Annotated in this window: 8 protein-coding genes; 3 read left to right on the plus strand and 5 right to left on the minus strand. The window is 65.0% G+C overall.

Going from position 1 to position 13,723, the window contains the following annotated elements; genetic code table 11:
- Positions 1-44: 44 nt before the first annotated feature.
- Positions 45-1,052, minus strand: a complete 1,008-nt coding sequence (locus tag ABIB00_RS12365) for a KpsF/GutQ family sugar-phosphate isomerase (protein WP_354104507.1) — start codon at positions 1,050-1,052, stop codon at positions 45-47.
- Between the two features lie 191 nt (positions 1,053-1,243).
- Between ABIB00_RS12365 and ABIB00_RS12370 the strand changes: the two genes are divergently transcribed.
- On the plus strand, positions 1,244-3,010 hold the full coding sequence (locus ABIB00_RS12370; RefSeq protein ID WP_354104508.1) for an outer membrane beta-barrel protein: 1,767 nt from the start codon (positions 1,244-1,246) through the stop codon (positions 3,008-3,010).
- 159 nt (positions 3,011-3,169) lie between these two features.
- On the opposite strand, the gene ABIB00_RS12375 is transcribed toward ABIB00_RS12370, so the two are convergent.
- Both ABIB00_RS12375 and gltB read right to left on the minus strand, forming a co-directional pair.
- On the minus strand, positions 3,170-4,621 hold the full coding sequence (locus ABIB00_RS12375; RefSeq protein WP_354104509.1) for a glutamate synthase subunit beta: 1,452 nt from the start codon (positions 4,619-4,621) through the stop codon (positions 3,170-3,172).
- Positions 4,622-4,778: 157 nt separating this feature from the next.
- Complete coding sequence (gene gltB / locus ABIB00_RS12380) at positions 4,779-9,512, minus strand: glutamate synthase large subunit (protein ID WP_354104510.1); 4,734 nt, start codon at positions 9,510-9,512, stop codon at positions 4,779-4,781.
- A gap of 490 nt (positions 9,513-10,002) precedes the next feature.
- On the opposite strand from gltB, the gene ABIB00_RS12385 reads away from it, so the two are divergent.
- Complete coding sequence (locus ABIB00_RS12385) at positions 10,003-10,779, plus strand: hypothetical protein (RefSeq protein ID WP_354104511.1); 777 nt, start codon at positions 10,003-10,005, stop codon at positions 10,777-10,779.
- Positions 10,780-10,840: 61 nt separating this feature from the next.
- Here the strand turns inward: ABIB00_RS12385 and ABIB00_RS12390 are convergent, their stop codons facing one another.
- Together ABIB00_RS12390 and ABIB00_RS12395 are read right to left on the minus strand one after the other, a co-directional pair.
- On the minus strand, positions 10,841-11,611 hold the full coding sequence (locus ABIB00_RS12390) for an alpha/beta fold hydrolase (protein ID WP_354104512.1): 771 nt from the start codon (positions 11,609-11,611) through the stop codon (positions 10,841-10,843).
- A gap of 362 nt (positions 11,612-11,973) precedes the next feature.
- Positions 11,974-12,444 (minus strand): Hsp20 family protein, encoded by a 471-nt coding sequence (locus tag ABIB00_RS12395; protein WP_247445457.1) that lies wholly within the window; start codon positions 12,442-12,444, stop codon positions 11,974-11,976.
- Positions 12,445-12,650: 206 nt separating this feature from the next.
- Here ABIB00_RS12395 and ABIB00_RS12400 point away from each other — a divergent pair, with 206 nt between their 5' ends.
- Positions 12,651-13,598: an alpha/beta fold hydrolase gene (locus tag ABIB00_RS12400; RefSeq protein ID WP_247339671.1), complete on the plus strand. Its 948-nt coding sequence runs from the start codon at positions 12,651-12,653 to the stop codon at positions 13,596-13,598.
- Positions 13,599-13,723 lie beyond the last annotated feature (125 nt).

A 13,723-nucleotide genomic window follows, 5' to 3' on the forward strand; every position in this document is an offset into this window, starting at 1 on the left:
GGGATTCTGGATTGCTTCGCTGCGCTCGCAATGACGGAGAAACCTTACGCCACGCCCGCGCGCAACAGATCGTGCAGATGCACGATGCCCACCACCTTGTCCGCCTCGGTCACGACCAGCGTCGTGATCTTGCGGGTGTTGAGCACCTCGATCATCTCGGTGGCGAGCATCGAGGGCGGCACGGTTTTCGGCTGCCTGGTCATGACGTCGTCGACCGACGCCGTCAGCAGGTCGGGCCGCATGTGGCGGCGCAGATCGCCGTCGGTGATGATGCCGGCAACCCCGCCGACATCATCGACGATGCAGACGCAGCCGAGGCCCTTGGCCGACATCTCCATTACTGCGTCCGACATCTTGGTGCCGAGCGGCTTGACCGGAATCTCCGCGCCGGTGCGCATGTAGTCGCGGACGAATTTCAGCATCGCCCCTAACTTGCCGCCGGGGTGGAAATGCGCGAATTCCAGCGCGGTGAAGCCGCGGCCTTCGAGCAGCGCGATCGCGATGGCGTCGCCGATCGCGACCTGCATCATGGTCGAGGTGGTCGGCGCCAGATTGTGCGGGCAAGCCTCGCGCGCCTTCGGCAGCTCAAGCACGATGTCGGCTGCTTGTCCAAGCGAGGACGCCGCGTTCGACGTCACCGCGATCATCGGGATCGCGAACCGCGCGGAATAGTTGACGAGTGTCTTCATCTCCGGCTGCTCGCCGGACCAGGACAGCGCCATGATGACGTCATCGGTGGTGATCATGCCGAGGTCGCCGTGGGCGGCTTCGGCGGTGTGCACGAAGAAGGCGGGCGTGCCGGTCGAAGCCAGCGTCGCCGCGATCTTGCGGCCCATATGGCCCGATTTGCCGAGGCCGGTGACGATGACGCGGCCCTTCGCGTTGCGGATCAGATCGACCGCCTTGGCGAAGCTCGCGCCAAGCGGGCCGCGCAGGGCGGCGGCGAGTGCGTTGATACCGCCGCCCTCGGTTTCCAGCGTGCGGAGCGCGGATTCGACGCTGTCGGGAATGGGGCCGGATGATTGGGTCATCAGCGGTTTCGAACTCGGCATGTTCTGGTCCAGGGAGGAGGGGCGTTCGCCCGTTGGCGCCTGCTTAGCACGCCACAGCCTTCGAGGCGACGAGGGCGCCCCAGCCCTCAACCGGTCGTTAACCATAATTGTTTTAAGTCCATTAACGATGGTTCCCGCCAGTCGGCGGAGGCTATCGCGAAAGTATTTGATTTCGTTGGGGTTCTTCCATCGTGTGGTCGTCTCCAGGCACGAGCCGGAGCAAACGCGCGCATTTCCTGCGCGCCGCTTTGCCGTGTCTCGCGCTGACCGCCCTTGGAAGCGCACCGGCAGGCGCCCAGAGCCTCACCCCCGACCTGTTCAGCCCCAACCGCGGTGGCTTCGCCTCACCAGACACGCTGCCGACGCGCCGTACCGCGGGCGTGCCGCAGGCACCCTTGGATGCGCTGCCGGCGCTCCCAGATCCCAACGCCGATTTGCGCAAGCGCCAGCAGGCGCCGGCGCGCGCAGGCCAAAACCCGACCAGCCAGAACCCGACCAATAAGGTCCCGACCTACGGCCTGCCCGCTGCCAATGGCGCCAGCGCCTCCGGATACGATTCGCTCAACCGCAAGCGGCTGCAGCCAAAGCTCTATCCCGGACAGCCAAAGCCGAAACGCCCGGTCGGTCCCGGTTCGCCGGTGCCGCCGGCAACGCCGGATCGAACGCTCGGGCCGCCGCGCATCGCGCCGCCACCCTCCGAGACCGCGCACAAGACGCCGGTGCCACCGGCGCTGGCCGGCAACGTGCCCGGCCAGCCGCTGCGCCGCCGCCTCAAGCTCGACGAGGATTCGTTCGGCGCGGTCGGCGACTATGCCGGCAGCTTCCTGATCAAGGGTGGGCTCGAGCTCTCCGCCGGCTACGACACCAATCCGGCGCGTTTGAACAAGCCGGTCGGCTCGCCGGCTTATGTCGTCGCGCCCGACCTTCTCGTGGTGTCCGACTGGGAGCGCCACGCGCTGGTCGCCGATTTGCGCGGCTCGTTCTCAGGCTACACCAACAACATGCCGGCGACGATCGACGGCTTTGCCTCGCCCTCGCCGGTCGAGGTTGACCGCCCCGACTTTACCGGCCATGTCGACGGCCGCATCGACGTCAATCGCGATCTCAAGCTGACCACCCAGCTCCGCCTGCGGCTCGCCACCGACAATCCCGGCAGCCCCAACGTGCAGGCCGGCCTGCAAAAATATCCTGTTTACGCCACCTACGGCACGACCGTCGGCTTCGACCAGACCTTTAATCGCTTCCAGGTCGCTGCCGGCGCCACCGTCGATCGCACCGCCTACACCAACTCCAAGCTGACCGATGGCTCGACCTTCAGCAACGATGATCGTGACTTCAACCAGTATGGCGGCGTGGGGCGCTTTTCCTACGAGCTGAAGCCGGGCCTGAAGCCGTTCGTCGAAATCCAGGGCGACACCCGCGTCCACGACCAGCCCGCGGACCGCAACGGCTACTTCCGCGATTCGAACGGCGGGTACGCCAAGGTCGGCTCGTCCTTCGAGTTCTCGCGCATCCTCACGGGCGAGGTCTCGGTCGGCTATTCCGCGCGCAACTATGTCGATCCGCGGCTGAGCCAGCTCGCGGGCTTCCTCACCTCGGGCTCGCTGATCTGGAACGCGAGCGGCCTGACCACGGTGAAATTCGCCACCGACACGCAGATCGCGGAGACCACCGTGCCCGGCTCATCCGGCGTGCTGGTGCACACCTACGCCGCCGAAGTCGATCACGATTTCCGCCGCTGGCTTACGGCAGTGGGCAAGTTCACCTATGGCACCTACGACTATCAGGGCCAAAATCGCAACGACAAGACCTACTCGCTCGAAGGCAATCTGATCTACAAGCTCAACCGCAACATCTGGATCAAGGGCACGCTGCGCCACGACATCCTGGACTCGAACCAGGCGGGATCTAGCTCGCAGGGCACGGTGATGATGGTGGGGGTGAGGCTGCAGAATTAAACTCGCTGTCATGCCCCGCGCAGGCGGGGGCATCCAGTACGCCGCGGTTTGTCGGTAGACAGCTAACTTCTCTGGAATACTGGATCGCCCGCTCCAGTGCGCAATTGCGCACAAGGCGGGCGATGACACCTTTCGTAAATCTGGCAGTGGAGTGAACGACTACCGCGGCAAATCCGTCTTTCCCATCAGGAACGCATCGATCGACCTTGCGCACAGCCGGCCCTCGCGGATCGCCCACACCACCAGCGATTGCCCACGCCGCATGTCGCCGGCGGTGAACACGTTCGGGCGCGAGGTCTGGTAGTCGAGCGTGTTGGCCTTGACGTTGCCGCGCGGGTCGAGCTCGACTGCGAGCTGCTTGAGCAGGCCCTCGTGCACGGGATGGACGAAGCCCATCGCGAGCAGGACGAGGTCGGCGTCGAGCTCAAATTCGGTGCCGGCGATCGGCTTGAACTTGTCGTCGACGCGCACGCAGTGCAGCTTCTTGACTTGGCCGTTCTCGCCGGAAAACTTCTGCGTCAGCACGGCGAATTCGCGGGCCGCGCCTTCGGCCTGGCTCGAGGACGTCCGCATCTTCAGCGGCCAGTTCGGCCAGGTCAGGCCCTTGTTCTCGTGCTCGGGCGGAGCGGGCATGATCTCGAGCTGGGTCACAGAGAGCGCGCCCTGGCGCAGCGAGGTGCCGATGCAGTCAGATCCGGTGTCGCCGCCGCCGATGACGACGACATGCTTGCCGCCCGCCAAAATCTCCTGGACGCCATTCAGCGGCTCGCTGGAGACGCGGCGATTTTGTTGCGGCAGGAAATCCATCGCGTAGTGGACACCCGAAAACTCGCGGCCGGGGATCGGCAGGTCGCGCGGAGCTTCCGCGCCGCCGGTCAGCGCCACCGCGTCGTACTCGTTGAGCATCTCGCGCGGATCGACATTGCCGTCGACGCCGACATGGCTGCTGTAGTGGAAGGTGACGCCTTCCCCTTCCATCTGCGCGACGCGGCGGTCGATGACGTTCTTTTCCATCTTGAAGTCGGGGATGCCGTAACGCAGCAGGCCGCCGGCCTTGGCGAACTTCTCGAACAAATGCACGTCGTGACCGGCGCGCGCGAGCTGCTGCGCGCAGGCCATGCCGGCCGGGCCGGAACCGATCACCGCGACCTTCTTGCCGGTCTTGACCGCCGCGATCTCCGGCTTCAGCCAGCCATTGTCCCAGGCGCGGTCGACGATCGCGCATTCGATGGTCTTGATGGTGACGGGGTTGTCGTCGATGTTGAGCGTGCAGGACGCCTCGCATGGCGCGGGGCAGATGCGCCCCGTGAACTCCGGGAAATTGTTGGTCGAGTGCAAATTGCGCGAGGCTTCTTCCCAGTTGCCCTGATAGACGAGGTCGTTCCAGTCCGGGATCTGGTTGTTGACCGGGCAGCCGGGCGTGCCGGGCGCGACCGAGCCGGTGCCGTGGCAATAGGGAATGCCGCAGTTCATGCAGCGCGCGGCCTGGTCGCGCGTTTCCTTCTCGGAGAGGGGGACGACGAACTCGCCAAAATGCTTCACGCGCTCGGCGACCGGGGTGTACTTGCGGTCATGCCGTTCGATTTCGAGAAAACCCGTGATCTTGCCCATTAAACCCGAAGTCCCTGCCGCTTAAATTCGTCTCTTTTCCAGACCCTCATCCTGAGGAGCGGCGCACTTGGCGCCGCGTCTCGAAGGATGAAAGGCCCCGCTGGTGACCTCATGGTTCGAGACGCGCTGTGCGCTCCTCACCATGAGGGCTTATTGCCTACGCCCCGATCGCGATTTTCGGCTCGGCGTCCGCGTTGGCGGCCATTTCGCGCAGCGCGCGCCGGTACTCGACCGGCATCACCTTGCGGAATTTGGGCAGCCAGTCCTTCCAATTGGCAAGGATGTCGGCGGCGCGCTTGGAGCCGGTCGCTTTCGCATGACGCGTGATCAGGACGTGCAGCCGCTCGACGTCGGAGGCGAGCAGGTTCTTGAACACGTCCACCCGGCCGTGCGCCTCGAGGTCACCGGAGTGGTTATAGGTGCCGGCGTTGATCAGCTCTTCCGACAGTACCGGCTCGAGCTCGACCATCGCCATGTTGCAGAGCTTGTCGAAGTCGCCGCTCTCGTCGAGCACATAGGCGATGCCGCCGGACATGCCGGCCGCGAAGTTGCGCCCGGTCTTGCCGAGCACGACCACGATGCCGCCGGTCATGTATTCGCAGCAATGATCGCCGGCGCCCTCGACCACGGCGACCGCGCCGGAGTTGCGCACGGCAAAGCGTTCGCCGGCGACGCCGCGGAAGTAGCACTCGCCATCGGTCGCGCCGTACATCACGGTGTTGCCGACGATGATGCTCTCTTCCGGCACGATGGCGCTGTTGGCCGGCGGCTTGACGATGATCCTGCCGCCCGAGAGGCCCTTGCCGACATAGTCGTTGGCTTCACCCTCGAGCTCGAAGGTGACGCCGTGGGCGAGCCACGCGCCGAAAGCCTGGCCGGCGGTGCCCTTGAGGCTGACATGGATGGTGTCATGCGGCAGGCCGGCATTGCCGTAGATCTTGGCGACCATACCGGACAGCATCGCACCGGCGGAACGGTTGGTGCTGTTGATCCTGGCCTCGATCTTCACCGGCGCGCCGCGGTCGAGCGCAGGCGTTGCCTTCTCGATCAGCGTGCGGTCGAGCACGGCTTCCAGATGATGGTTCTGGCGCTCGGAGTGATAGACCTTCTGGCCCTTCTCTTCCTTCTGCTTGACGAACAGCTTCGAAAAATCGAGCCCCTTGGCCTTCCAGTGCGCGACGAGCCTGGTCTGGTCAAGCAGCTGCACCTGGCCGATCATCTCGTTGAAGGTACGGAAGCCGAGCGAGGCCATGATCTCGCGAACTTCCTCGGCGACGAAGAAGAAGTAGTTGATCACGTGCTCGGGCTGGCCGGTGAAGCGCTTGCGCAGGACCGGGTCCTGGGTCGCGACGCCGACCGGGCAGGTGTTGAGATGGCACTTGCGCATCATGATGCAGCCGGCCGCGATCAAGGGCGCAGTGGCGAAGCCGAATTCGTCGGCGCCGAGAAGCGCGCCGATGACGACGTCACGGCCGGTGCGGAAGCCGCCGTCGACCTGGACCACGATGCGGCTGCGCAGCCGCTCGCGCACCAGCGTCTGGTGGGTTTCAGCGAGACCGATCTCCCACGGCGAGCCGGCGTGCTTGATCGAGGTCAGCGGCGAAGCGCCGGTGCCACCTTCGAAGCCCGCGATGGTGACGTGGTCGGCGCGCGCCTTGGCGACGCCCGCGGCCACCGTGCCGACGCCGATCTCCGAGACGAGCTTGACCGAGACGTCGCCCGCCGGGTTGACGTTCTTGAGGTCGTAGATGAGCTGCGCCAGATCCTCGATCGAGTAGATGTCGTGGTGCGGCGGCGGCGAGATCAGGCCGACGCCCGGCGTCGAATGCCGGACCTTGGCGATGGTCGCGTCGACCTTGTGGCCGGGCAGCTGGCCGCCTTCGCCGGGCTTGGCACCCTGCGCCATCTTGATCTGCATCATGTCGGAGTTGACGAGATACTCCGTGGTAACGCCGAAACGGCCCGAGGCGACCTGCTTGATCGCAGAGCGCATGCTGTCGCCGTTCGGCATCGGCTTGAAGCGGTCGGCTTCCTCGCCACCTTCGCCGGTGTTCGACTTGCCGCCGATCCGGTTCATGGCGATCGCCAGCGTGGTGTGCGCCTCGCGCGAGATCGAGCCGAAGCTCATCGCGCCGGTGGCGAAACGCTTGACGATATCCTTGGCCGACTCGACCTGCTCGAGGGCGACAGGCTTGCGCTTCTCTTCGTCCGCGTTCTTGATCCGGAACAGGCCGCGCAGCGTCAACAGACGCTCCGACTGCTCGTTGAGGATTTTTGCGAAGGCACGGTAGCGGTCCAGCGAATTGCCGCGCGCGGCGTGCTGGAGCAGCCCGACCGACTCGGCGGTCCAGGCATGGTCCTCGCCGCGGCTGCGGTAGGCATATTCGCCGCCGACATCGAGCGCGGTCTTGTAGACCAGAGCATCGCCGAATGCGTCGGCATGGCGGCGCACGGCCTCTTCCGCGATCTCGGCGAGACCGACGCCCTCGACGCGGGTGTGCGTACCGGCGAAAAATTTTCCGACGAATTCCGCCTTCAGGCCGATAGCGTCAAAGATCTGCGCGCCGCAATAGGACTGGTAGGTCGAGATGCCCATCTTGGACATCACCTTCAGCAGGCCCTTGCCGATCGACTTGATGTAGCGCTTGACGATCTCGTAGTCGTCGAGTGAGCCGGGCAGGCGGTCCTTCATCGCGATGATGGTTTCGAACGCCAGATAAGGATTGATCGCTTCCGCGCCGTAGCCTGCAAGACAGGCGAAGTGATGCACTTCGCGCGGCTCACCGGATTCGACGACGAGGCCGACCGAGGTGCGCAGACCCGTGCGGATCAGATGATGATGCACGGACGCGCAAGCCAGCAGCGACGGGATCGGCACGCGGTCGGTGCCGACCATGCGGTCGGACAGGATGATGATGTTGACGCCCTCGCGCACCGCGCTTTCGGCGCGCGCGCAGAGCTCGTCCAGCACCTGGTCCATGCCGGCCGCGCCGAGGCCGGCGTGGAAGGTGGTGTCCAGCGTGCGCGACTTGAAGTGCGACTCGGCGACGTCGGAGATCGAGCGGATCTTTTCGAGGTCCGCGTCGGTCAGGATCGGCTGGCGCGCTTCGAGGCGCTTGGTGGTGGCCATGCCTTGCAGGTCGAACAGGTTCGGCCGCGGTCCAATGATGGAGACGAGGCTCATCACCAGCTCCTCGCGGATCGGGTCGATCGGCGGATTGGTGACCTGCGCAAAGTTCTGCTTGAAGTAGGTGAACAGCGGCTTGGCCTTGTCCGACAGCGCCGAGATCGGCGTGTCGTTGCCCATCGAGCCCGCGGCTTCCTCGCCAATGGAGGCCATCGGCGTCATCAGGATGGTGATGTCTTCCTGGCTGTAGCCGAACGCCTGCTGGCGATCGAGCAGCGACAGGTTGGAGCGCACGCCGGTGGTCGGCGCCTTCGGCAGCTCTTCCAGCACGATTTGGGTCCGCTCCAGCCACTCCGTGTAGGGATGGCTCCTGGCGAGCTCGGCCTTGATCTCGTCGTCGGGGATGAGGCGGCCCTGCTCGAGGTCGACCAGCAGCATCTTGCCGGGCTGCAAGCGCCACTTGGTGATGATCTGGTCCTCGGGAATCGTCAGCACGCCCATCTCGGACGCCATCACGATGCGGTCGTCCTTGGTGACGAGATAGCGCGCTGGCCGCAGGCCGTTGCGGTCGAGCGTGGCGCCGATCTGGCGGCCGTCGGTAAAGGCGATCGCGGCGGGGCCGTCCCACGGCTCCATCAGGGCTGCATGGTATTCGTAGAAGGCGCGGCGCTTCTCGTCCATCAAGGGATTACCGGCCCACGCCTCCGGAATCATCATCATGACGGCGTGCGGCAGCGAGTAGCCGCCCTGTACCAGGAATTCGAGTGCGTTGTCGAAGCAGGCGGTGTCCGACTGTCCCTCGTAGGAGATCGGCCAGAGCCGGTTGATGTCCTTGCCGTACAGCTCGGAGCTCACCGAAGCCTGACGCGCCGCCATCCAGTTGGTGTTGCCGCGCAGCGTGTTGATCTCGCCGTTATGCGCGATCATGCGGTAGGGATGCGCCAGCGACCACGCCGGGAACGTGTTGGTCGAGAAACGCTGGTGAACGAGTGCGAGCGCGCTCTCGAAATCCGTTTCGTGCAGATCGGGATAATACTTGCCGAGCTGGTCGGCGAGGAACATGCCCTTGTAGATCACGGTGCGGCACGACATCGAGCAGGGATAATAGCCGGCGAGGCCGCGGTCGCGGCGCTGGTAGATCGCCTGCGAGATCGACTTGCGCAGGATGTAGAGCCGGCGTTCGAAATCGTCCTCGGTTTTGGCGGTGCCGTTGCGGCCGATGAACACCTGCATGCAGGCGGGCTCGGTCGGCTTCACGGTGACGCCGAGCGAGGAGTTGTCGGTCGGCACGTCGCGCCAGCCGAGCAGCGTCAGGCCCTCTTCCTTGATCTGGTCGGCGATGATGCTCTTGATGACGTTGCGCCAGGCGGTGTCGCGCGGCATGAACAGCGCGCCGATGGCGTATTCGCCCGGATTGGGCAGCGCGAAGCCCAGCTCCTTCGCCTTACGAGTGAAGAAGGCGTGCGGGATCTGCACCAGAATGCCGGCGCCGTCACCGGCGCGCGGATCGGCGCCGACGGCGCCGCGGTGCTCGAGGTTGCAGAGGATGCTGAGTGCGTCCGCGACGATCTCGTGGGACTTCTGGCCCTTGATGTTGGCGATGAAGCCGACGCCGCAGGAATCCTTTTCCAGGCTCGGATCGTACAGGCCTATGGCCGGCGGGCGTGAATTGTGTTCCTGAATCGGGTCGCTCGTTTTCGAGGCGAGCGTCGCCGACAGTTGTTCTGCCACGATGTTTCCGCGCTCGACTTGCGACCCGTTCATGTCCTCGTCCTCTCCATGCGGCAAGCTGCCTCACCGCCATCTTCGGCGCACCTTGGGCGTCCCGCGGCACCCGCTTCTGGGTCACCGCTCGTCCGCTCGCGAGCCGCATTTTCTTAAATTCAGGCCAAGGCGTTCTTCGTCCCCGAAAACGGCTTTGCCTGTTGCCTTCCTGGCGCTCGAAAGCACCGACTTTCGTTGCAATCCCTATGCCGGAACCGCAAGCAAAATTGAGACAGTCTTCCTGTCCTAACCATCACCTTGCCAAATTTTTGTCTATCACACAAGCGCGTGCAAGTCCCGATTCCCGAGGTGTCAATCATCGCTTTCCGCAAGCCGTGCGGCCCCGGTTTTGAAGCAAACGCGCCCTGATCCGGCCCTGCCGACGCCGAAATCCCCAAGGATGCTTCGGATCGACCCTTCGAAAGGCGCGCCACGCCGCAAGAAGCGAAAGAGCGCGAGACGTTCGGGGGCTGACAGGAGCGTGTCGACCATGAAGTTTTTCACAGGATGTGTGGCCGCTGCCACGCTGGTGCTGGCTGCGACCGCGGCTCAAGCGCAGGTTCTTGCGCAAGTTCCGGCGAACGGTATCGGGAGCAGGGCCGCTATTGCGGTGTCGGATTTCGACGGCCCCTATGCGCCATCGGACGCCGCGCCGCCGCCGCGTTACGGCCAAGGCTACGGCTATGGCTACGAAGACCGCGGCCCGCCCCCGGTGCTGCTGCCGTCGACCGAGGTCTACGCGGTGCTGCGCGAAAACGGCTTCTCGCCGCTGGGCATCCCGCGCCTGCGCGGCAGCGTCTACACCATCGCGGTGATCGACCGCCGCGGCGAGGACGGCCGGCTGGTGATCGATGCCCGCGACGGAAGAATTTTGCGCTTCATGCCGGCCGCTGACGCCTACGGCATGGCGCCGGCCTACGAGCAGCCCGCGGTTGCGCCCTACCGCCCGCAAAGCGCGCTGCCGCCACCGACCATGGTCCGCAGCGGCCCGCCACGCCCGCCGGCCCCGATTCCGCATGTCGCCAGCCGCGCCGTACCGGTGCCGAAGGCCGCCCCGCGGCGTGGCGAGGCGCCGGTCGCCGCCAAGCCGGCCGAACCCGCGACGCAACAGGCCCAGGCGCCGCAGCCTGCTCAGCAGACGGTGGCCGTGCAGGCCAAGGCCACCGAAGCCGCACCGCAAGCCGCGGCAGCAACCGTCGTTCAGGCCAAGCCGGCTCCCACGATCATGCCGACGCAGGAGATGCCGGCCGCACAGGGACTGGATTAGACCTGAGCAAAACAAAAGCGCCCGAAAACCTCGGGCGCTTTCTCATTGAGCCGATCGCCGGTCAGCTCCGCCCGTACCCCGCCGCTTCCAGGATCAGGTTCGCCACTTCTTTCGGGTGCGACACCAGCGAGAGGTGGCCGGCGTCGAGTTCGACCGTGGTGGCGTTCATGCGCTTGGCGAGGAAGCGTTCGAAATCGGGATTGATGGTGTAGTCGTTCTTCGACACCGCGTACCAGCTCGGCTTGGAATGCCATGCCGCCTCCGTGGTGCGGCTGGCGAAGATCGAGGCGGCCGTTGGCCATTGCACGGCGTAGAGCGCCTCGGCCTGCTCCGGCTTAACGCCATTGGCGAAGTACTTCAGGAAGGCGTCTTCCGAAAGCTTGGTGTAACCGTCGCGCTCGACGACGCCGGCGCGCACCGGTCCCGCGGGGAATTGCTTCGACAGAGCGACGAAATCCTCGTTGGCATCGGGTGCGCGGGCGGCGACATAGACGAGGCCGGTGACCTTCGGGTCGTTGCCGACCTGGCTGATCACGGTGCCGCCCCAGGAATGCGCAACCAGCACGGTTGGACCATCCTGTTCGGCCAGCGCGCGCTTGGTCGCCTCGACGGAGTCCGACAGCGACGATAGCGGATTTTGCACGGCAGTTACGTTGAGGCCTGCGGCCTGGAGGATCGGGATCACCTCCGACCAGCTTGAGCCGTCGGCCCAGGCGCCGTGCACCAGCACGACGTTCCTGGCCTTCACCGTCTGCGGGGTCTGTGCGTGAGCAAGGCTGATGGGGGCCGCCAGCAGGCTCGCGGCGACGAAAAGGCTGCGCCAAAGTATCATGATCGTTTTCCGTCTCATTTTGTGTTCGATATCCAAAGGACGGTGTGCGGAGCGGCGGCGTTACGCGTGGTCACTCACCTGTGACAAGCGTCGGGCGCGTACGAGACTCGCAGGCGAGCCCGCGAGGTGTGGGGGCAACGTAGAACAACGGACCCAAACCTGTATTTCGATTTCAACCGAAAACCAGCTGACTGCCGCTGGATCTTGCCGCGCTGACGAGGCGGTTGGACCCGTACGAAATATATCGATGGAGGAGTAGCCACAGGGCTACTTGCGGCTTTTCGCGAGCCAACGACTGGACAAGCAAAAAAACGCCCCGGGGCACCGGGGCGTTTTCGCAACCTGGAAGTGGCGTGAGTGATTTACGCGGCGGCTTGCGCGGCCGAGTTTTCGATCACCTGCGCCTTTGGCGTGCTGCTGCTGATCGAGATTTGGCGGGGCTTCTTGGCCTCGGGAATCTCGCGCACGAGGTCGACGTGAAGCAGGCCGTTCTCGAGCGAGGCGTCCTTCACCTGTACGAAGTCGGCAAGCTGGAAGGCGCGCTCGAAGGCACGCGCGGCGATGCCGCGGTAGAGCACTTCGGACTTCGAGTTCTCGTTGGCGACTTTCTCGCCCTTGATCGTCAGCGTGTTTTCCTTCGCGACGATGGAGAGCTCATCCTTGGCAAAGCCCGAAACCGCAACGGTGATGCGGTAGTCGTTCTCGCCAGTACGCTCGATATTGTATGGGGGATAACCGGGGCTGCCGTCCGAGCTCGTCTGGTCGAGCAGGTTGAAGAGGCGGTCAAAGCCGACGGTGGAACGGTAAAAGGGGGTCAGATCGTAGGTACGCATGGTCAAGTCCTCCATTGAGCGACTGTTGGAAACCCGCCCGCCAATCGGGCCGGGCTTTCGTCTGTGTGCAGCCTGATGTTCCGGTTCCGAAACACTGGTAGCGGCCTGCACCATGGTGATATGGGTTTTGGGAAACTGCGTTCAAGAGGGCGGCTATCTGCGCCTTTTCGGCGCTCCCGCCCCCTGATTCTCAAAACCTCCCGCCCATGACGCTGGTCTCGATTCCGTCCAATCCTGTTCCCGAAGACGTCGTCAGCGGCACCATCAAGACCCCTGATGGCGCCGAGCTGCGCTTTGCGCGCTGGGCACCGCCGGCAAACCGCAAGGGCACGGTTTGCGTCTTCACCGGACGCAGCGAGCAGATCGAGAAATATTTCGAGACCGTGCGCGACCTGCGCGACCGCGGCTTTGCTGTGGCGATGATCGACTGGCGCGGGCAGGGCCACTCCTCGCGCCGCCTGCGGGATCCGCGCAAGGGCTATGTACGTGACTTCGCCGATTTCGAGATCGACGTCGAGACCTTCGTGCAGCAGGTGGTGCTGCCGGATTGCCCGCCGCCCTTCTTCGCCCTCGCCCACTCCATGGGCGGCACAGTGTTGCTGCGGGTCGCGCATGCGGGCAAGCGCTGGTTCGACCGCATGGTGCTGTCGGCGCCGATGATCGACCTGCCCGGCCGCGCTACCTCGTTTCCGGCGCGGACGCTTTTGAAGACGATGCGCGTGTTGGGAATGGGCGGCCGCTACGTCCCCGGCGGCAGCGATCACATCACCGGGCTCAACCCCTTCATCAACAATCCGCTGACCAGCGATCCCGTGCGCTACGCGCGCAATGCCGCGATCCTTGAGGAGGATCCGACGCTGGGGCTGGCCTCACCGACGGTCGCCTGGGCCGATACCGCCTTCCGCGCGATGAACACCTTCAGAGGCAAAAACTACCCGTCGAAGATCCGTCAGCCGATCCTGATGCTGGCGGCTTCCAGCGACACCGTGGTCTCGACCGCGGCGATCGAGGAGTTCGCCTATCATCTGCGCGCCGGCTCCCATCTCGTGATCGCCGGCGCCAAGCACGAGATCCTCCAGGAGCAGGACCGCTACCGTTCCCAATTCTGGGCAGCCTTCGACGCCTTCGTGCCGGGCACGCCGCTGTTCAAGTGAGGCGGGAGCGACGGCGGTGCGCTGCCTCGGCCCGCTTGGTCGCAAGACCCTCATGGTGAGGAGCGCGGAACGCGCGTCTCCGGACGATGCTTCGCATCGCCGGGCGAAACATGAAGGCCCGGCTC

Origin of the sequence: Bradyrhizobium sp. LB14.3, assembly GCF_040547985.1 — a bacterium.
GTDB lineage: Bacteria > Pseudomonadota > Alphaproteobacteria > Rhizobiales > Xanthobacteraceae > Bradyrhizobium.